Annotated in this window: 19 protein-coding genes; 12 read left to right on the top strand and 7 right to left on the bottom strand. The window is 42.9% G+C overall.

The window, feature by feature from the left end; translation table 11 throughout:
• Positions 1 to 97: 97 nt before the first annotated feature.
• Genes ACEO2X_RS06910 through ACEO2X_RS06900 form a run of 3 tightly spaced genes read left to right on the top strand, consistent with a single transcriptional unit; the run spans position 98 to position 1,499 of the window.
• Positions 98 to 463, top strand: coding sequence for a DUF423 domain-containing protein (locus ACEO2X_RS06910; RefSeq protein WP_346781388.1), 366 nt, complete (start codon positions 98 to 100; stop codon positions 461 to 463).
• A gap of 42 nt (positions 464 to 505) precedes the next feature.
• Positions 506 to 703: a sulfur carrier protein ThiS gene (thiS, locus tag ACEO2X_RS06905; protein ID WP_004971499.1), complete on the top strand. Its 198-nt coding sequence runs from the start codon at positions 506 to 508 to the stop codon at positions 701 to 703.
• A gap of 13 nt (positions 704 to 716) precedes the next feature.
• The gene (locus tag ACEO2X_RS06900; RefSeq protein WP_004971502.1) at positions 717 to 1,499 is read left to right on the top strand and encodes a thiazole synthase; all 783 of its coding nucleotides are present in this window, start codon (positions 717 to 719) and stop codon (positions 1,497 to 1,499) included.
• 99 nt (positions 1,500 to 1,598) lie between these two features.
• Here ACEO2X_RS06900 and ACEO2X_RS06895 read toward each other — a convergent pair whose 3' ends face one another.
• Positions 1,599 to 2,210 carry a glutathione binding-like protein gene (locus tag ACEO2X_RS06895; protein WP_131261343.1) on the bottom strand — a complete coding sequence of 204 codons (612 nt, stop codon included), beginning with the start codon at positions 2,208 to 2,210 and terminating at the stop codon, positions 1,599 to 1,601.
• Positions 2,211 to 2,428: 218 nt separating this feature from the next.
• Between ACEO2X_RS06895 and ACEO2X_RS06890 the strand changes: the two genes are divergently transcribed.
• On the top strand, positions 2,429 to 3,880 hold the full coding sequence (locus tag ACEO2X_RS06890) for a SulP family inorganic anion transporter (RefSeq protein ID WP_096902541.1): 1,452 nt from the start codon (positions 2,429 to 2,431) through the stop codon (positions 3,878 to 3,880).
• 185 nt (positions 3,881 to 4,065) lie between these two features.
• Positions 4,066 to 4,782, top strand: coding sequence for a tRNA (guanosine(46)-N7)-methyltransferase TrmB (gene trmB / locus ACEO2X_RS06885; RefSeq protein WP_004971514.1), 717 nt, complete (start codon positions 4,066 to 4,068; stop codon positions 4,780 to 4,782).
• A 69-nt stretch (positions 4,783 to 4,851) separates the two neighbouring features.
• Here the strand turns inward: trmB and ACEO2X_RS06880 are convergent, their stop codons facing one another.
• The 6 genes from ACEO2X_RS06880 to ACEO2X_RS06855 form a co-directional block, all read right to left on the bottom strand.
• Positions 4,852 to 5,628, bottom strand: a complete 777-nt coding sequence (locus ACEO2X_RS06880; RefSeq protein ID WP_096902536.1) for a Rossmann-like and DUF2520 domain-containing protein — start codon at positions 5,626 to 5,628, stop codon at positions 4,852 to 4,854.
• 104 nt (positions 5,629 to 5,732) lie between these two features.
• Positions 5,733 to 6,530, bottom strand: a complete 798-nt coding sequence (locus tag ACEO2X_RS06875) for a thioesterase family protein (RefSeq protein WP_096902537.1) — start codon at positions 6,528 to 6,530, stop codon at positions 5,733 to 5,735.
• An 81-nt stretch (positions 6,531 to 6,611) separates the two neighbouring features.
• On the bottom strand, positions 6,612 to 7,298 hold the full coding sequence (locus ACEO2X_RS06870; protein ID WP_371971336.1) for a class I SAM-dependent methyltransferase: 687 nt from the start codon (positions 7,296 to 7,298) through the stop codon (positions 6,612 to 6,614).
• Positions 7,299 to 7,358: 60 nt separating this feature from the next.
• Positions 7,359 to 8,351: a biotin synthase BioB gene (gene bioB, locus ACEO2X_RS06865; RefSeq protein WP_371971334.1), complete on the bottom strand. Its 993-nt coding sequence runs from the start codon at positions 8,349 to 8,351 to the stop codon at positions 7,359 to 7,361.
• Positions 8,352 to 8,542: 191 nt separating this feature from the next.
• On the bottom strand, positions 8,543 to 10,231 hold the full coding sequence (locus ACEO2X_RS06860; protein WP_096901051.1) for an AMP-binding protein: 1,689 nt from the start codon (positions 10,229 to 10,231) through the stop codon (positions 8,543 to 8,545).
• An 83-nt stretch (positions 10,232 to 10,314) separates the two neighbouring features.
• On the bottom strand, positions 10,315 to 10,941 hold the full coding sequence (locus tag ACEO2X_RS06855; protein ID WP_004971526.1) for a TetR/AcrR family transcriptional regulator: 627 nt from the start codon (positions 10,939 to 10,941) through the stop codon (positions 10,315 to 10,317).
• 148 nt (positions 10,942 to 11,089) lie between these two features.
• Here ACEO2X_RS06855 and ACEO2X_RS06850 point away from each other — a divergent pair, with 148 nt between their 5' ends.
• From ACEO2X_RS06850 to ACEO2X_RS06820, 7 genes are all read left to right on the top strand, one after another.
• The gene (locus tag ACEO2X_RS06850) at positions 11,090 to 12,262 is read left to right on the top strand and encodes an isovaleryl-CoA dehydrogenase (protein WP_096901146.1); all 1,173 of its coding nucleotides are present in this window, start codon (positions 11,090 to 11,092) and stop codon (positions 12,260 to 12,262) included.
• A gap of 33 nt (positions 12,263 to 12,295) precedes the next feature.
• Positions 12,296 to 13,897: a carboxyl transferase domain-containing protein gene (locus ACEO2X_RS06845; protein WP_096901052.1), complete on the top strand. Its 1,602-nt coding sequence runs from the start codon at positions 12,296 to 12,298 to the stop codon at positions 13,895 to 13,897.
• Positions 13,898 to 13,908: 11 nt separating this feature from the next.
• Positions 13,909 to 14,706, top strand: a complete 798-nt coding sequence (locus ACEO2X_RS06840) for an enoyl-CoA hydratase/isomerase family protein (protein WP_004971533.1) — start codon at positions 13,909 to 13,911, stop codon at positions 14,704 to 14,706.
• A gap of 15 nt (positions 14,707 to 14,721) precedes the next feature.
• Positions 14,722 to 16,716, top strand: coding sequence for an acetyl/propionyl/methylcrotonyl-CoA carboxylase subunit alpha (locus tag ACEO2X_RS06835; protein ID WP_279186236.1), 1,995 nt, complete (start codon positions 14,722 to 14,724; stop codon positions 16,714 to 16,716).
• Positions 16,713 to 17,615 carry a hydroxymethylglutaryl-CoA lyase gene (locus ACEO2X_RS06830; RefSeq protein WP_096901054.1) on the top strand — a complete coding sequence of 301 codons (903 nt, stop codon included), beginning with the start codon at positions 16,713 to 16,715 and terminating at the stop codon, positions 17,613 to 17,615. The genes ACEO2X_RS06835 and ACEO2X_RS06830 overlap by 4 nt, the downstream gene beginning before the upstream one ends.
• Positions 17,616 to 17,714: 99 nt before the next feature.
• On the top strand, positions 17,715 to 18,419 hold the full coding sequence (locus ACEO2X_RS06825; protein WP_004971542.1) for a CoA transferase subunit A: 705 nt from the start codon (positions 17,715 to 17,717) through the stop codon (positions 18,417 to 18,419).
• A gap of 3 nt (positions 18,420 to 18,422) precedes the next feature.
• Complete coding sequence (locus ACEO2X_RS06820; RefSeq protein WP_004971544.1) at positions 18,423 to 19,061, top strand: CoA transferase subunit B; 639 nt, start codon at positions 18,423 to 18,425, stop codon at positions 19,059 to 19,061.
• Positions 19,062 to 19,288: the final 227 nt, after the last annotated feature.

Below are 19,288 nucleotides of genomic sequence, written 5' to 3'. Positions count from 1 at the left end.
ATTTGTACAACCCACATACGGGCAGGCAATTCTCAGATTTTCCCAAGCTTAAAAATGTGCTAAGGTTAAGCGCAAAATTAAATAGGTCAATTTGCGTATGTGGATTGCAATTTCTGCCTTGAATTTAGCGGTTGCGGTATTACTTGGTGCATTTGGTGCACATGGTTTAAAAGCCCGTGCAACTGAGGTTCAATTGGGTTGGTGGCAAACTGCAACAGATTATTTTTTCTATCATGCTCTTGGACTTTTAGCATTGGGCATATTGGCCAAAGTAATTCCACAACTTCCTATTAAAGCCAGTTTTATTCTGATTCAACTGGGTATTTTATTTTTCTGCGGTTCACTGTATATCATGGCATTGGATTTAGCCCGTGGCTTGGGCATGATTACCCCAATTGGTGGAGCACTCATGATTGCAGGCTGGCTAAGCTTAGCGTGGCAAGCCATGAAATATGCCAAATAAAGCTCAATTATATTTTGTAATTTTGAAGATGGATTCACGGTCATGCAAATTTATCTGAATGGCGAAGCACAACAGACCACTCACACGACCCTGTTACAACTGATTCAGGCATTAGATTTAGAAGGCAAACGTTTTGCTGTGGAGCAAAACGAAAAAATTATTGCCAAAAGCAAACTTGCCGAAACCCCTATTTGCGATCAAGACCGCATTGAAATTATTCATGCCGTTGGTGGCGGCTAAACTCGGAGCACCCATGCAAGATACCTTTAAAATCGGTTCACGTACCTTTAATTCACGTTTATTGGTGGGTACGGGCAAATATAAAGATTTAACCGAAACAGATTTGGCGATTCAAGCCAGTGGCGCAGAAATTGTCACGGTTGCCATTCGTCGTGTAAACATTGGGCAACATCCAGATCAGCCAAACTTACTTTCCGTAATTCCACCAGAAAAATACACCATTTTGCCAAATACCGCAGGCTGTTTTGATGCCAACAGTGCCGTGCGCACCTGCATGCTGGCGCGTGAATTGCTAGATGGTCACAACCTTGTCAAACTGGAAGTTTTGGGCGATGAAAAAACCCTTTACCCAAATATCACCGAAACTTTAAAAGCTGCACGCACGCTAATTGACGATGGTTTTGAGATCATGGTCTATACTTCAGATGACCCGATTGTGGCGCAAGAATTGGAAAGTATGGGCTGCGTGGCAATTATGCCATTAGGTAGTTTAATTGGTTCAGGCTTAGGTATTCTTAACCCGCATACCATTTCGATTATTAAAGAAAATGCCAAAGTACCTGTATTGGTAGATGCAGGTGTGGGTACTGCCAGTGATGCTGCGATTGCAATGGAATTAGGTTGCGATGGTGTGCTGATGAATACTGCAATTGCAGCAGCACAAAACCCAGTGCTAATGGCATCTGCGATGCGTAAAGCAGTAGAAGCAGGACGTGAAGCTTATTTGGCAGGACGTATGCCACGTAAGCGTATGGCGAATGCCAGCTCACCTGAAACGGGTTATTTCTTTAAATAATCATTAGGGTCTTTTCCAAGTCCGACAACTCAAATAAAAAGACGTTAAGTGTTAACTCAACGTCTTTTTTATTATCTGATTCTGGCAAGTAAAAGCCGATTAAGGAATCAAGCCTTCATCACGCATAGCAATTTGTACCGACTGACGCGCAGCAACTTTATTACGGATTTCAACCACATGGCTATACGGAGTTAAATCATGCTCAATATAGTTTGACCAATTAGTGATAACAAACAAATACGCATCGGCTGGACCAAAGTTATCATCCACCAAATATTCATGGTCTGATGATGCAATCGCTTGATCAATATAAGTCAACAAGCGATCAATTTCTGCATAGGCTTTTTCTTTGGCTTCTGCATCTAAAGGCGCGCCAAAAAATACTGAGTAAGCGTCATGTAATTCAGAGTTTAAATAACCCAACCATTCCAATACTTTAGCACGACCTAAACCAGATGGCGGAATTAAATCCTGTTTAGGGTCTTGCTGCGCTAAAAATGGCAATAGCGCTACGTTTTCCGTCAAAATTAAACCTGGGTTAATTTCTAAAGCAGGTACATAACCTTTAGGGTTAATTTCATAATAATCGGCACCCTTTTCTGTTTTATGGGTTTTTAAATCTACACGCTCAATATCAAAATCGACATTCACTTCATTTAAAATAATATGTGCTGCCAAAGAGCATGCGCCAGGTGAATAATAAAGCTTCATATTTGATCCTTGTTATATAACTATCTCTGTTGTAAATCGCTTGTCACAAACTTGCAAGTGATTGAACCTATAAATTGCAAAAAAGCGAAAATGTCTTAAAAAGCCCTTACGCTTTGACTATCCTGCAAAAGACAGGCTTTTTCAAGTCTGTTTTGCCTGCTTTTTTATCTCTAGATGTTTTAACATACAGCCCTTTAAAGTTTCATGAAATTGAGATTGTGATTAGCCTGAAAAAAGAAGAATGGTTTTCCAATATCCGCACCGATGTTTTGGCAGGTTTAGTGGTAGGTTTGGCATTAATTCCTGAATCAATTGCCTTTTCGGCTATAGCAGGCGTCGATCCGCAAGTCGGCTTATATGCATCGTTCTGTATTGCGGTCACGATTGCTTTTTTTGGTGGGCGTACTGCCATGATTTCTGCCGCGACAGGCGCTATGGCATTACTGATGATTACCCTCGTCAAAGAACATGGTTTGCAATATTTATTGGCTGCAACAGTACTCACAGGGCTGATTCAGGTTATAGCAGGCTATTTTAAAGTTGCCAAACTGATGCGTTTTGTTTCGCAATCGGTAGTTTATGGCTTTGTAAATGCCTTGGCGATTTTAATTTTTGTGGCGCAACTGCCTGAATTATCGAAAATGGATGGCTTAGGCTATTTATTTGTAGGATTAGGTTTAGCGGTAGTCTATCTGTTTCCATACATTCCTAAAATTGGTAAAAGCATTCCCTCGCCTTTGGTCTGCATTATTGTGCTGAGTGTAGTTGCTTTATTACTTGGTGCAGATATGCGTACCGTAAGCGATTTGGGACAATTTCCCGACACGCTGCCTATTTTTCTAGTGCCTGACATTCCACTGAATTTTGAAACTTTATTTATTATTTTTCCTTATGCCATGACCTTAGCCACAGTCGGTTTACTCGAAACCATGATGACCACTACGATTGTCAATGAAGCCACAGGCACAGAAGCAGATCGGCATCAGGAATGTCGTGGTCAGGGTTATGCCAATATTGTGAGTGGCTTTATGGGCGGTATGGCAGGCTGTGCCATGATTGGGCAATCTATTATCAACGTCAGTTCTGGGGCGCGTACACGGCTATCTACACTTACAGCAGGCGTATTTTTGCTGTGCTTGGTGGTTTTTCTCAAAGATTGGTTGGCATATATTCCTATAGCAGCTTTGGTTGCGATTATGATTATGGTGTCATTCACGACTTTTAACTGGGATTCCATCCGTAATTTTAAAAAGCATCCGAAACAAAGCAATATAGTCATGTTAGCTGTGGTGATTGTGGTGTTAGCTACCCATAACCTTGCTTTGGGTGTTTTTGTTGGCGTACTGCTTTCTGCTTTATTTTTGGTGAATAAACTGGAAAGTGAAGTTAAAGTCAGCTCATTTTTATTAGGCGAGCATACCCGCCAATATGTGATTTCAGGGCAAATTTTCTTTAGCAGTTCAGAAAAGTTTTATCAGTTTTTTGATTTTTCAGAAGATATTAGCAATGTCACCATCGACTTAACGCATGCACATATTTGGGATATTACCTCTGTAAATATGCTGAATAGCGTGGTGAACAAATTTAAAGCGCAACAGATTAAAGTGCATATTATTGGATTGAATGAAGCCAGTCATACCTTAATTGATCAATACAGTGCCCATTCGTAATTACTGTATTAAAATACCGTTGATGATGTTAAATGCTGAATCTTAATGATTCGGCATTTTTTATGCTCAAAAGATGCAGATGTATCGCAATCTTGCACGGCGCTGCGAAAAAGAGCGAAAAAATTTGACTTCAATGGCTCAGGACTTAAAATACCGCATTCGAATTTATTAGATTTGCCAAAATTATGTCGAACGATCAATTAGACCAGCACGTTGTCGAGCTGGACAACCTCAACGAGCATCGTGAAATTGTAACGTTCATGCGCCGTTCTTCACCATTGAATACGTCACAACGTAGCGCCTTGGAACAATACGGCGACTTAATTTTGGAATATCCTGTTGGCGATTTACGTCAACATTTTGAACACCCTGAACGCCCGCTTACAGTAGAAATTGGTTTTGGGATGGGGCGTTCTTTGGTACTTATGGCGCAGGCCAATCCTGAACGTAACTTTGTCGGGATTGAAGTCCATATTCCAGGGATTGCACAGTGCGTTTATGAAGCAGGTACAGCAGGTTTAAGCAACTTACGTGTCTTAGATGCCGATGCAATTCAAGTGCTACGTGAAATGCCAGACAATAGCATTGATACGGTACAGTTATATTTCCCAGACCCATGGCAGAAAAAACGTCACTTCAAACGCCGTTTTGTTGCTCATGAACGCATGGAGTTGGTAGAGCAAAAATTAGTGTTAGGCGGTACGTTCCATGCAGCAACCGACTGGGAACCATATGCAGAATGGATGCTAGATGTATTAGACAACCGTCCACGTTTAGAAAACTTGGCGGGCAAAGGCAATAGCTACCCTCGCCCTGAATGGCGTCCACAAACCAAGTTTGAACGCCGCGGAATTGAAGCAGGTCATAAGATTAATGATTTTATCTTCAAGAAAATTAACTAATTTCTGCTAGAAAAAATGCTTCCACAAGGAAGCATTTTTTATTTGAACTCGTGTTATCGTATCAAATGACTAAGATTGATGCCGCGTTAAAATCTGTTGGCTCATTAGCGCATAAACTTCGGCAAGTGCATGTTGCTGCCCTGCTACCAATAAGTCCTGATGCATTTTTAAAATATTGTGATCACCCCGCATAGCAGGCCCTGTTTGCATTTGACGCGGATCATTCTGGGTCGCTTTATGCGCAGTTTCCAAAATAAGAGGATACAGCAGACTGAAATCTACTTTCTGAGCATCGACCACTTGCTTGGCCATGTCATAACAATAATTACTAAAATTACAGGCAAATACCGCAGCCAAATGCAAACTCAAACGCTGTGCTGAAGTATAGGCATAAACCCTTTTGCTTAGGCTATTTGCCAAAGTCATTAAAAGCTGCTGATCTTCAGCAAATGCAGCTTCTATAAATAAAGGCGTTTCTGACCAATCAATTTCACGCTCTAAACTAAAGGTTTGCAAGGGATAAAATACCCCTGAACGTACATGATGCTGTTGCAATACATCTAATTTAGTACTGCCTGAGGTATGCACAATCAACACATGATTTAAATCACGATGAACTTCCTGAATCACCTGTGCAATGCCCTGATCACTCACTGCAATAATCACTAAATCTAGATCTGAATGAAGTTTTTCTACTTCAGCAATCGCTTCTGCGCCAACCTGCGCAGCCAAATGCTGCGCCTTGTCCAGACTACGGCTATAAATTTGCACAATTTGATGCTGTGCGTTTAAAACATGAGCCAAATGATGTGCAACGCGCCCTGCACCAATCAAACTAATTCGCATAATACTTTCAGATAAAATAAGATGAAATAATCTGCACACAGCATGCCAATAAAAAAAGGACGAAGCAATTCGTCCTGATGTTTTTTGTTTGATATCGAATAGATTTAGAATTGACGCAAAGTTAAAATCTGCTCACTACGTCCAAATGGCCCTTGAGTATCATGCAAAACTGCACTCGTTAAGCCAATACCATCTTCACCATATTGTTGTGTTACTTCCAAGCCTAGCCATTCGCCTTGCGGTAAACGGTGTAAATGCATTTGCAAATCTAAATTTGGAAAACCCCAACCCGCATTCGGGTCTAAACGTGGCACTACGCCATTGGCGGTATCCACCATCCCCAATAAACGCACAAAACTAGATGTGCTTTGATTTTCAACCATATCCAATTGGTTTCTTAACCAAACGATGCCCTTACCTGCACGACGATCTAAATGCGCACGGGTTTCAATGCTTTGAATATAGCCGCCCGGCCAACAACGCATGCCATCCCAATCGGGCAAATATTCAGGGTTTTCTATCGGTAAATCTTCCAATCCTGCAATTGCGCGTGTATCTGAGGTTTTCATTTTCCATGCACGCGCCACAATACAGGTTTTTCCTTCAGCACACATTTCCGCTTCAATCAGCTCAATGGTTTTACCCGGTCGAATCATACGGGTGGTGATACTAAATTCACCAAAGGCAATTAAGCCAAAAATATCTAAACCGACCCGACCAATTTGCATATCATCACGCGGCATAAATTGCTCAAGTTCTGCACACAAAATACCCGTTGCAGGTGCCATGTGTTGTTCATGCGGATTCCACGCGCCTTGTGCATGAATGTTGCAACGATAGTACGCAGTACAGCCACCATCGGCATGTTGTTCACGTTTGAGTAAAGTGTAATATGCTGACATTTTCTCTCTTTCCCTGATCTAACTTTTTTGTGCGAATACTTTTACTACAAATACTGCTGATTGAATGATGTTATTGATCAACTATTTCTGCGCAAAAAAACCATAATAATTCATAATTTGACAATAGGCCTTAGACTGCCTAAAACCCACCTGAGTGAGTAATGACCTCTGTGCTTCTGCAGAAATTAAATGAAAATCATCGGCCAGTCGTGCAATCATTTTTTCTGCCTGTAGCACGGTTAAACCACTCTCTAGTGCCAAATTCTGCATCCAGCGCAGTTCTATATTTTCAGTCTGCTGCATCAGATCATAGCTTAATAAAATCGCTGTAGGTTTTAATGTTTGGTAAATATCTTGAAAAAATAATGTTTTTTCTGCGACTGGCACAAAATGCGCCACCAAAATCGCCAATGCCGCATCAAACTGCAAATTTTCAACCTGCGCTTGTTGGGCAAATTGGTGGGTATCTGCCTGTATAAAACGTACTCGCTCATGCCCTGCCACAGACTGAATGTTTTTTTCTGCCTGCTGTAACATGCTTAAAGATGGGTCGATGGCCGTAAATTGCCACTGTGGATGTTGCTGCAGTAAATACTGCAACTCATAGCCTGTGCCACACCCCACCACTAAAACTTGTGCTATTTCGGACAAATGACTACTTAAAATTGCATTGATGTGTTGATGTACCAATTCATATCCGGGAATGAGTTTCCGAATATGACTGTCATAGCCTGCAACCACAGTTGCACTGTGAAAATCTTTTGCCATATCACATGATTCTTCTTTAATTTACTGACATTAAATATCTGAGTCTTTTTCAAGATCTGCTTAAGCCACAGCCATTGCATCTACCGACAATTCCGAAACGGTTGGCTTGGCACGTTCAGGCACTAAGCCTAATTTTTGGAACAATTGTTTGTCTTTGCCTTCGCCTGCGTTTGGTGTGGTTAAAAGCTTTTCACCTGAGAATAACGAGTTCGCACCTGCCATAAATGCCAACGCCTGATCTGAATCAGATAACGATTCACGCCCTGCAGATAAACGAATGTAGCTGTTTGGCATGATAATACGTGCAACCGCAATAGTACGAATCCATTCAATGACATCCAATTTTTCGACTTCAGCCAGTGGTGTGCCTTTAATCGGTACTAACATATTGATTGGCACAGATTCAGGGTGTAACGGTAAAGTCGCCAATTCATGCAATAAACCAATACGGTCTTGGGTGTCTTCACCTAAACCGACAATACCGCCACTACACACTTTCATACCTGTTTGACGCACAATATCCAAAGTATTTAAGCGGTTATCAAAGCTACGAGTACTAATGACATTCGGATAATATTCACGCGATGTGTCTAGGTTGTGGTTGTAATAATCCAAACCTGCATCTTTTAAGCGTTCTGCCTGAGATTGATTCAACATCCCTAAAGTCATGCAAGTTTCTAAGCCGAGTGCTTTGACTTCACGCACCATTTCTAAAACATACGGCATATCGCGTTCATGCGGATTACGCCATGCTGCGCCCATACAAAAACGTGAAGAACCTGATGCTAAAGCTTCTTTAGCCTCTTGAATGACTTTATCAACTGCAATACGTTTTTCAGCTTCAAGCTGTGAATCATAATGCGCAGATTGCGAGCAATATTTGCAGTCCTCAGGGCATTTGCCTGTTTTAATCGACAATAAGGTACTGACTTGTACGGTATTGGCAGCAAAATGTTGGCGATGCACACGCTGTGCTTCAAAGACTAAATCCAGAAAAGGTTGCTCATATAACTGCTGAATTTCTTCTCGAGTCCAATCATTGCGTACGGTCATTATTTTCATCCTTGATTATCACGCATCATGCTTAAACTTGTGCCATCTTTTATTAAGCCGAGCATGCGATATATTTTTAGTGTGATTATTCCTGTATAGAGTATCCCTTTATCTCTGCGTGAGAAATAAAGGGTGTGTGCTGACAAAATTAAAAGGTCGATCTTGCAGCAGTAAATAGCTGAAATAATGCCTTAAGCAATTTCCTTTAAATTTAATTCTTCACGCATAAATTCACGTAATTTAAATTTCTGTGCCTTGCCTGAAGCGGTCATTGGAAATTCACTAAAGAAGCGCACATAACGTGGGACTTTATTGTGTGAAATGTGTTCTGCACAGTATTGGCGAATTGCCTCTTCGGTACATTCATGGTGTTCATGCAAAATAATACAGGCACATAGTTCTTCACCATAACGATGATCTGGCACGCCAATTACTTGCACATCGCAGACCGCATCGTGAGTATATAAGAAATCTTCAATTTCTTTCGGGAACAGGTTTTCACCGCCACGAATCACCACATCTTTAATGCGACCTTTGATTTTTACAAAGCCTTCATCATCCATTTCTGCAATGTCGCCTGTGTGCATCCAACGTGCAACATCAATGACTTCTTGGGTTTTGTCATGTTCATCCCAGTAACCCAGCATGACTGAATAACCACGCACACACAATTCTCCTAACTGTCCGCGCGGCACGACTTTGCCTTCTTCATCGACAATTTTTACTTCCAGATGTGGATGTACACGCCCCACCGTACTGACTCGACGTTCCACCGAATCTTCAGTCGAACTTTGTGCGCTCACAGGCGCTGTTTCGGTCATGCCATAACAAATGGTGATTTGCGCCATGTGCATACGGTCGATGACGCGTTGCATAATTTCTTGCGGACACGGACTGCCTGCCATGATGCCTGTACGCAAGCTAGATAAATCAAATTCATCAAACTGTTCATGCTCTAAAATGGCAATAAACATGGTCGGTACGCCGTAAGCAGCTGTACATTTTTCTTGCTGAATGGCTTTTAAGGTATCGAGCGGGTTAAACACTGCCGATGGATAGACCATGGTTGAACCATGTGTGATACACGCTAAATTGCCCATCACCATACCAAAGCAGTGAAACAGCGGTACGGAAATACAAACACGGTCTTGTGGACTTAAATGAATTGCTTCTCCTACAAAGTAACCATTATTTAAAATGTTGTTGTGGGTCAGCATAGTGCCTTTCGGATTGCCCGTCGTGCCTGAGGTAAATTGAATGTTAATGGTTTCATCGAACTGCAACTCACTGGCAATGTGTTGCAGTTTTTTCAGCATGTGTGTGGTTGGAGCTGTCAATAAATCCTGAAAACGATGCATTCCTGTATGTGCTTGATCATCAATTTTAATCACATGCTTTAAATGCGGTAAACGCTTGGCGTTGAGGACTTTATTGTCTGCCTGACACAGCTCTGGGGCAATTTTCGTTAAGATGTCCTGATAGTTGGTACTTTTAAACTGCGATGCAATTACCAAACCTTTACAGGAAACTTTGTTGAGCACAAATTCCAGTTCATTGCTTTTATAGGCTGGGTTTAAATTCACCAAAATCACCCCTGCCTTAAAGGCTGCGAATTGAGTGATCGTCCATTCCACACAATTCGGAGACCAAATGGCAAGGCGGTCACCTTTTTTAAAACCGAGTTTTAACAAACTACAGGCAAAGGCATTGACCTGTTGCTGTAGTTGCTTATAGGTCAGACGCACATTTTGATGCACGCTTACCAAAGCATCCTGATCTGCATATTGCTGGCAAGCCTGATCAAACTTTTCACCAATGGTCATGCCTAACAAAGGCTGATTACTGGTGCCATAGGCATAACTTAACCGTACTTGTGTCATTGAATCGATCTCCTTGATTCTTTGTAATTCTGTTTTCCATTATGACGACGATTACTTTTTGCCTGTTTTGTGCGTTGTTTTTACTACCCTCCCTGCTGTTTTCGCACTGCATTTACACAAAAGTCGGCAATTTGTTTGACAAAGTAATCTTTATAATTTTGATCAAACATCACATTGCGAGACGGGTTTAAAGGTTCAATCACTACAAAGGTCATGGAGCCAACCACACCCAAAGCAGCAGTGTTCAAATCTTCAAAATCAAACTCACCATTGACTTTTCCTTCAGCCAAAATTTCCTTGATGCTCTGTTTGATCAGTTGTTTACTGCGAAAACGCTCATGTTCCATTTCTGGGTCTACAGGCTCGAACATTAACGAATACGCCAATTGAGGGCTGTTCATCGCACGCTTCACAAAAGTGGTGACAGATTTTTGCAATTTTTGTTTTGCACTTAAATCTGACTTCGCAATGTGGTCCAAAATTTCGACCTCACGACGAATCGCATCCGATAAAACTTCAATCAAAATCTGACTTTTATTTTCAAAGTAGCGATACACCAAACCTGTAGATACGCCTGCGCGTTCTGCAATGGCTTGGATAGACGCTTCTTTAAAGCCCCCATGAGCAATAAGTTCACGAGCAGAATCTAAAATCGCCATGCGATTTTGTTCCATACGTTCCTGCATCAATGATGATCTTTTATAACTCATATCTTATTCTCAACCAGATAAAATGAATTGTAAATCATTTTGTGAATTTTAGTTCACTTTTTTAAATTTTCGATGTATGTTAGAACCTAAGCACAACAACAATGCTTGTTTTAGGAACAACAAATATAACCACAGGATGGATGAACACATGATTTTACAAAGCTTAGACTTCGGCTTAGATAAAACCTTAATCGCCCTGCGCGATTCAATCGCTGCTTTTTGTGCAAAGGAAATTGCACCCATTGCTCAACAGGTTGATCGTGATAACGAATTCCCTGCCCAGCTTTGGAAAAAATTTGGCGATATGGGCTTACTTGGCTTAACCGTGAGTGAAGAATACGGCGGCACTAACTTAGGCTATTTAGCTCACATCATTGCCATGCAAGAAATTTCTCGTGCATCAGCATCCATTGGTTTGTCTTACGGTGCTCATTCTAACCTATGTGTGAACCAAATTAAGCGAAATGGGACAGAAGAACAGAAGCAACGCTATTTACCAAAACTGATTTCAGGCGATTACGTCGGCGCTTTGGCAATGTCTGAACCAAATGCAGGCTCAGACGTGGTTAGCATGAAACTGAAAGCTGAAGATAAAGGCGATCATTACTTGCTCAACGGCTCAAAAATGTGGATTACCAATGGCGGTGATGCCGATGTTTTGGTGGTGTATGCCAAAACTGACTTACAGGCAGGCGCCAAAGGTATGACTGCTTTCTTAATTGAAAAAACCATGTCAGGTTTTAGCCACGGCAGCCATTTAGACAAACTCGGGATGCGCGGCTCAAATACCTATCCATTGTTCTTTGACAATGTTGAAGTACCAAAAGAAAACGTCTTGGGCGGTGTGGGCAATGGTACAAAAGTACTAATGAGTGGACTGGACTATGAACGTGCAGTTTTAAGTGCAGGGCCGCTAGGCATTATGGATGCCTGCATGGATACCGTGATTCCTTATATTCATGAGCGTAAACAGTTTGGTCAGGCATTGGGTGAATTCCAGCTTATGCAAGGCAAAATTGCCGATATGTATTCGACTTGGTTGGCATGTAAAGCACTGGTCTATGCCGTTGGCGCAGAATGTGACAAAGCTGAACACAGCCGTAGTTTACGTAAAGATGCAGCCAGTGCCATTTTATACGCTGCCGAAAAAGCCACATGGATGGCAGGTGAAACCATCCAAACCTTGGGCGGTAATGGCTATATCAATGAGTTCTCTGCAGGACGTTTATGGCGTGATGCCAAACTCTATGAAATTGGTGCGGGTACTTCAGAAATTCGCCGTATGTTGATTGGCCGTGAATTGTTTAACGAAACTGCCTAAAAATAAATCACAAGAATAGACAAGGATGTTGGCATGAATCAATTACAGAGCAAAATTAATATTCGCAGCGACGAGTTTAAAAACAACCAAGCTGCGATGCAAAGCCTAGTCGATGACCTCAGAGAAAAAGTCCAAAAAATTGCTTTGGGTGGTGGCGAAACTGCACGCCAAAAACATTTAGACCGTGGCAAATTACTGCCACGTGAACGGATTGACCACCTGATCGATCCGGGTACTGCATTTATTGAAATTGGTCAGTTGGCCGCTTATCAGGTCTATCAGGATGATGTCCCTGCTGCGGGTGTAGTGGCGGGTGTCGGTCAAGTGAATGGCGTGACCTGCATGATCATTGCCAACGATGCCACAGTAAAAGGTGGAACGTACTATCCACTGACTGTGAAAAAGCATTTACGCGCACAGGAAATTGCCGAACAGAATCACCTGACTTGTATTTATTTGGTCGATTCTGGCGGTGCATATTTGCCGCTACAAGATGAAGTCTTTCCAGACCGTGATCATTTCGGACGCATTTTCTATAACCAAGCGCGTATGTCGAGCATGGGCATTGCCCAAATTGCCGTTGTGATGGGAAGTTGTACCGCAGGCGGTGCGTATGTCCCTGCCATGTCAGATGAAACCATCATTGTGCGTAATCAGGGGACAATTTTCTTGGGCGGCCCACCGCTGGTTAAAGCCGCAACAGGTGAAGTGGTTAGCAGCGAAGACTTGGGTGGTGGCGATGTACACACTCGCCTTTCAGGTGTAGCCGATCATTTGGCAGAAAATGATGAACATGCCTTGGCAATTGCCCGCAACATCGTTGCCAATTTAAATAAAAAGCCAAACCCGCAGCCTGAGCATATAGAAGCACCATTATTCGATGCCTCTGAACTGTATGGCATTGTTCCGACTGACGCGCGTAAACCGTTTGATGTACGTGAAGTGATTGCCCGTATTGTCGATGGTTCACGTTTTGATGAATTTAAAGCGCGCTTTGGCACCACATTAATTACAGGTTTTGCCAAACTATATGGTATGTCTGTCGGGATTATTGCCAACAACGGTATTTTATTTTCCGAGTCGGCACAAAAAGGCGCACACTTTATTGAACTATGCACCCAACGCAACATTCCCCTGTTATTTATTCAAAATATCACAGGCTTCATGGTTGGACGCCAATATGAAAATGAAGGCATTGCCAAAAATGGTGCCAAACTGGTGATGGCGGTTGCCACAGCCAATGTGCCTAAACTGACTTTGGTGATTGGCGGTTCTTTTGGTGCAGGTAACTACGGGATGTGTGGTCGTGCTTATTCACCACGTTTTATGTGGACATGGCCAAACTCACGTATTTCAGTGATGGGTGGCGAACAAGCATCGAGCGTATTGTCTACCTTAAAGCGTGATCAGATTGAAGCCAAAGGTGGTAGCTGGTCTGCAGAAGAAGAAGATCAGTTCAAACAGCCAATTCGTGAACAATACGAACGTCAGGGTCATCCATATTATGCGTCTGCACGCTTATGGGATGATGGTGTGATTGATCCAGCACAGTCGCGTGAAGTTTTGGCATTAAGTTTAGCCGCTGCCCTCAATGCACCCATCCAACCGACCAAATTTGGCGTGTTCCGCATGTAAGAGGTGACAAAATGGATTATCAGTTTTTACAGCTCGAACAGAACAACCAAGTGGCTACGGTTTGGATTAATCGTGCGGAATTGCATAACGCTTTCAATACAGAGGTGATTGAAGAATTACACGCCTGCTTTCAGGCACTGAATAGCCGTGATGATATTCGAGTGGTGATTTTGGCAGGACGCGGCAAAAGCTTTTCTGCAGGTGCAGATTTGAACTGGATGAAACAGGCAGGTCAAGCTTCTACAGCAGAAAATCAAGCCGATGCCCTAAAACTGGCAAAAATGCTGCAAAGTTTAGCGACGTTAAAACAACCGACTATTGCCCGTGTGCATGGTATTGCCTTTGGTGGTGGTATGGGTTTGGCAGCTGCCTGTGATATTTGCGTTGCCAGCACCGATGCCAAGTTTGCGACCTCTGAAGTACGTTTAGGTTTAGCACCATCTACCATTAGCCCTTACGTCATTCGTGCGATTGGCGCACGTCAGGCATCACGTTACTTTTTAACGGCAGAGCGTATTTCTGCAGAACAGGCACAGCAAATTGGTTTAGCGCATGAAGTCACTTCAGCCGAAGACTTAGACAGCAAAATTGATGAAATTGTGCAAGCCTTATTGCTTGGTGGCCCAGAAGCGCAACATGCTTCTAAACAACTGATTCAGATGGTTAATCATCAAGTTTTGACCGAAGATTTACTCCAACAAACTGCACAGCATATTGCACATGTTCGCCAAGGAACTGAGGCGAAAAATGGCTTAAATGCTTTTTTAAATAAACAAAGCCCGGCTTGGATCAAGACCACGGCAGAATAAAAGAAGGATCGCACGATGTTTGAAAAGATTTTAATTGCCAACCGTGGTGAAATTGCCTGCCGTGTAATTCGTACCGCAAAAAAACTTGGGATTGCAACTGTCGCGGTGTATTCAGATGCCGATGCGCAATCACAACACGTTAAACTGGCAGACGAAGCCATTTATATTGGTGAATCGCCTGCGGCACAAAGTTATTTGCAAGTTGAACGTATTATTCAGGCAGCCAAAAGCACAGGTGCACAAGCGATTCACCCGGGTTATGGTTTCTTATCTGAAAATGACCAATTCGCACTTGCCTGTAAAGACAACAATATTGTTTTTATTGGCCCGCCAGTTGAAGCCATTTTGGCGATGGGTCTAAAAGCAACCTCTAAAGCCTTGATGGAAAAAGCAGGTGTGCCACTAACTCCGGGCTACCACGGCAGCAATCAAGATGCGGCATTTTTAAAGCAACAAGCCGACAGCATTGGTTATCCTGTGCTCATTAAAGCCAGTGCAGGCGGTGGCGGTAAAGGCATGCGTTTAGTAGAACGCAGTGAAGACTTTCTCAGCTCACTCGCTTCATGTAAAAGTGAAGCACGTTCTAGCTTTGGTAATGAAGATGTGCTGATTGAACGCTATGTGATTCAACCACGTCATATTGAAGTACAGGTTTTTGGCGATACTCACGGCAACTACGTGCATTTGTTTGAACGTGATTGCTCGGTACAACGTCGCCACCAAAAAGTGCTTGAAGAAGCACCTGCACCAAAAATGCCAGAAGATAAACTCGAAACTATGCGCCAAGCCGCAATTGATGCCGCATGTGCTGTAAATTACGTGGGCGCAGGTACGGTAGAGTTTATTGTCGAGCAAGACGGTACTGCTTATTTCATGGAAATGAATACCCGCTTGCAGGTCGAACACCCCGTCACAGAAATGATTACAGGGCAAGACTTGGTTGAGTGGCAATTGCGAGTTGCTTTTGGTGAGCCATTGCCAAAACAGCAACATGAATTGCAAATTCATGGTCATGCCCTTGAAGCGCGTGTGTATGCCGAAGAACCAGAAAAAGGCTTTATTCCTGCCATTGGTCAAATCAGCTATCTGCATTATCCAGAGCAAAATGATGCCGTACGTGTCGATAGCGGGATTGTCGAAGGTGATGAAATCAGCACCTACTACGACCCAATGATTGCCAAACTGATTGTTTGGGGTAAAAACCGTGAAGCAGCATTAACGCAAATGCACCATGCTTTAGGTCAGTTCCACGTCGATGGTTTAGGCAACAACATTGCATTCTTGGATCGTTTGGTGCTGTGTGATTCCTTTAAACATGCCAATTTGGATACAGGGCTTATTCAACGTGAGGAAGCATTTTTACTTAACGCAAAACCTGAAGTCGCTACAGAAACTGTCGTTGCAGCTGCGTTAATTGATGTACTTTCTCGTATTCAAAACAACAAAGCGGCAAACAACGCGGTTTGGCAAAAAGACCACTTCTGGCGCTTAAATCAGCAAAGCGCCCACACAGTGCAATTACAGTGCAATGACCAAACACTCAAAATCCAGTTAAAACCATGCACTTCTGGTTTTGAGGCTCACTACAATGGGCAAACGCTGAGCGTTCAAGGCGAGCTTTTGGATGCACATCGTCTACAGGTTTGTATCAATGGTCAGCAACAAAAAATAGCATTTAACCAACATGCGCAAGGCATCACCCTGTTCCAAAACGGTCAGCGTCATGTGTTTAGCTATGTACAAGCAAACTTTAACAGCGATGATCAACAAGACAATGCCAACAATCTGACTGCACCAATGCCGGGTGTAATCACCCAAGTTTTGGTGGCAGCCAATGCCCGTGTGAAAAAAGATGATGTACTGATGACACTGGAAGCCATGAAAATTGAATATTCAATTCGTGCGCCTTTCGATGGCATTGTGGCAAGTTCGTACTTCCAAGCGGGCGATCAGGTCAAAGCAGGCGATGAACTGGTTGAATTTGAAGCCTTGACGGAGGAAGTTGCATGACTGAATTTGTCAAAATTGTAGAGGTTGGCCCACGAGATGGTCTGCAAAATGAGAAAACGCCACTCACTTTGGCAGACCGTAAAAACCTGATTTTGGATTTAATGCAAACAGGTTTAAGCAGCATTGAGGTCGGTTCTTGCGTATCGGCCAAATGGGTACCGCAAATGGCAGACAGCGATGTGCTGTTTGCCAGCCTGCCACAAAACCCAAACATTCAATTCAGTTTACTGACCCCAAACTCAAAAGGTTTTGAGTCGGCTTTGGCGGTGGGTTGCAAAGAAGTTGCCGTGTTTACCGCCGCTTCTGAAAGCTTTACCCGAAAAAATATCAACTGTTCAATTGAAGAAAGTTTGGAAAAATTTAGCGATGTCATGCGTCAAGCCAAAGCGCACAACATTCGCGTGCGTGGTTATGTATCTTGTATGGTGGACTGTCCTTATGAAGGCGCAATTGACCCGAAACAAGTCGCAAAAGTCACACAGCAATTATTGGACATGGGCTGCTATGAAGTGTCTTTGGGTGAAACCATTGGTACAGCAACCCCTGACCGTGTGCAAAAAGTCTGGGATGCATGTTTGGCAGAGGTCGATGCCAAAGTTTTAGCAGGTCATTTTCACAATACTTACGGCATGGCGATTGCCAATATTTATCAATCGCTCTTACAAGGCATTCGTGTATTTGATTCATCCATTGCTGGTTTGGGTGGCTGTCCGTATGCCAAAGGTGCATCGGGCAATGTGTCTACCGAAGACTTGTACTATTTACTGTCCAAGATGGGTTTTGAAACAGGTGTGCGGTTAGAGCCGCTGATGCAAGCCAGTCGCAACATCAGCAATATCTTACAGCGTGATAATCCATCTCACTATGCCAATGCCTACTGGCAAAAGGTTTGTGCTTAAAACCCATTTCATCCTCAATAGCATTGGAACATAAGCAATAAGGATGGCAACAACACAACATGGCAAGTGAATGCCGTGCAGAGAATAAAGAGGTGACAAATGTCCAATAAAGTATATGACAGCGCACAAGCTGCATTAAATGGCGTGGTTCAAGATGGGCATACCTTGGCGGTGGGTGGTTTTGGTTTATGCGGTATTCCTGAAGCCTTGATTGCTGCGTTAAAAGATACAGGTGTGAAACAGCTGACTTGTATTTCCAACAACGCAGGGGTCGATGGTTTTGGTTTAGGCTTATTGCTTGAAACCAAACAAATTAAAAAAATGATTTCATCTTATGTCGGCGAAAATAAAGAATTTGAACGCCAGTTTTTAAGCGGTGAACTGGAAGTTGAACTTACCCCGCAAGGCACACTGGCAGAAAAATTACGCGCAGGCGGTGCGGGTATTCCTGCATTTTTCACCCCAACAGGTGTAGGCACTGTCATTGCAGAAGGCAAAGAAGTCCGTGAATTTAACGGCAAAGATTATATTTTAGAAGAATCTTTGACTGCAGATGTCGCTTTGGTCAAAGCCTACAAAGCAGATAAAGCGGGTAATCTTATTTTCCGTAAAACAGCACAAAACTTTAATCCTGTTTGTGCTATGGCAGGCAAAATCACCATTGCCGAAGTTGAACAAATCGTTGAAATTGGCGATTTAGACCCCGACGAAATCCACTTAGCTGGTATTTATGTGAACCGCATTGTCCTCAATGCAAGCCCAGAAAAACGGATTGAACAAATGACTTTAAAGGCGGAGGCTTAAGACATGGCTTGGACGCGTAATCAAATGGCGCAGCGCGCTGCACAAGAATTAGAAGATGGTTTTTATGTCAATTTAGGCATTGGCTTACCCACACTGGTCGCCAATTATATTCCTGAACATATCAATGTCTGGTTACAGTCCGAAAATGGCTTGCTTGGCATTGGTGAGTTCCCAACTGCCGAAACTGTAGATGCCGACCTGATCAATGCAGGTAAACAAACTGTGACAGCGCGTAAAGGTGCGGCTTTTTTCTCTAGCGCAGATTCCTTTGCCATGATTCGTGGCGGGCATGTCAATATCGCTATTTTAGGGGCAATGGAAGTTTCTGAACAAGGCGATCTTGCCAACTGGATGATTCCCGGCAAGAAAGTTAAAGGTATGGGCGGTGCAATGGATTTGGTTGCAGGCGTACAAAAAGTTGTGGTGTTGATGGAACATTGTGCCAAAGATGGTACGCCTAAAATTGTATCGCAGTGCAGTTTGCCACTCACAGGTAAAGCGGTGGTGCATCGTATCATTACCGACTTAGGCGTGCTTGATATTACTCCACAAGGCGTAAAGTTGATTGAACTTGCACCCGATGTCAGTTTTGATGAAATTCAAAAAGTCACAGGTGTTGCCTTACAAAAAGTCGCAGCTTGATGAATTTATCTCGAGTGAATAACCGTTATTTAAAACCTACTCAAACCTACTCAATGTGGGTTTGATGTTTAATTCCTACTTCACCATCAAGAACCTAAAGCATTTGCTTTAGGGATTACCTCAATTCCATAGGCTGTCACGGTGTAACTCACCGCCTTAATCACCACTTATGCAGTGATTAAATCTTTATCCGCATATCGCAGGATATTAATTGATGCATTAACATC

Source organism: Acinetobacter sp. AL9, from assembly GCF_041464035.1.
Lineage (GTDB): Bacteria > Pseudomonadota > Gammaproteobacteria > Pseudomonadales > Moraxellaceae > Acinetobacter > Acinetobacter towneri.
The sequence above is the reverse complement of the archived record's forward strand: the minus strand, read 5'-3'. Positions and strand labels throughout refer to the sequence as shown.

Bases quoted from the DNA above. Each gene is read 5' to 3' on its own strand.
- ACEO2X_RS06910 (WP_346781388.1), top strand. From the start codon at position 98: ATGTGGATTGCAATTTCTGCCTTGAATTTAGCGGTTGCGGTATTACTT.
- thiS (WP_004971499.1), top strand. From the start codon at position 506: ATGCAAATTTATCTGAATGGCGAAGCACAACAGACCACTCACACGACC.
- ACEO2X_RS06900 (WP_004971502.1), top strand. From the start codon at position 717: ATGCAAGATACCTTTAAAATCGGTTCACGTACCTTTAATTCACGTTTA.
- ACEO2X_RS06895 (WP_131261343.1), bottom strand. From the start codon at position 2,210: ATGAAGCTTTATTATTCACCTGGCGCATGCTCTTTGGCAGCACATATT.
- trmB (WP_004971514.1), top strand. From the start codon at position 4,066: ATGTCGAACGATCAATTAGACCAGCACGTTGTCGAGCTGGACAACCTC.
- ACEO2X_RS06880 (WP_096902536.1), bottom strand. From the start codon at position 5,628: ATGCGAATTAGTTTGATTGGTGCAGGGCGCGTTGCACATCATTTGGCT.
- ACEO2X_RS06875 (WP_096902537.1), bottom strand. From the start codon at position 6,530: ATGTCAGCATATTACACTTTACTCAAACGTGAACAACATGCCGATGGT.
- ACEO2X_RS06870 (WP_371971336.1), bottom strand. From the start codon at position 7,298: ATGGCAAAAGATTTTCACAGTGCAACTGTGGTTGCAGGCTATGACAGT.
- bioB (WP_371971334.1), bottom strand. From the start codon at position 8,351: ATGACCGTACGCAATGATTGGACTCGAGAAGAAATTCAGCAGTTATAT.
- ACEO2X_RS06860 (WP_096901051.1), bottom strand. From the start codon at position 10,231: ATGACACAAGTACGGTTAAGTTATGCCTATGGCACCAGTAATCAGCCT.
- ACEO2X_RS06855 (WP_004971526.1), bottom strand. From the start codon at position 10,941: ATGAGTTATAAAAGATCATCATTGATGCAGGAACGTATGGAACAAAAT.
- ACEO2X_RS06850 (WP_096901146.1), top strand. From the start codon at position 11,090: ATGATTTTACAAAGCTTAGACTTCGGCTTAGATAAAACCTTAATCGCC.
- ACEO2X_RS06845 (WP_096901052.1), top strand. From the start codon at position 12,296: ATGAATCAATTACAGAGCAAAATTAATATTCGCAGCGACGAGTTTAAA.
- ACEO2X_RS06840 (WP_004971533.1), top strand. From the start codon at position 13,909: ATGGATTATCAGTTTTTACAGCTCGAACAGAACAACCAAGTGGCTACG.
- ACEO2X_RS06835 (WP_279186236.1), top strand. From the start codon at position 14,722: ATGTTTGAAAAGATTTTAATTGCCAACCGTGGTGAAATTGCCTGCCGT.
- ACEO2X_RS06830 (WP_096901054.1), top strand. From the start codon at position 16,713: ATGACTGAATTTGTCAAAATTGTAGAGGTTGGCCCACGAGATGGTCTG.
- ACEO2X_RS06825 (WP_004971542.1), top strand. From the start codon at position 17,715: ATGTCCAATAAAGTATATGACAGCGCACAAGCTGCATTAAATGGCGTG.
- ACEO2X_RS06820 (WP_004971544.1), top strand. From the start codon at position 18,423: ATGGCTTGGACGCGTAATCAAATGGCGCAGCGCGCTGCACAAGAATTA.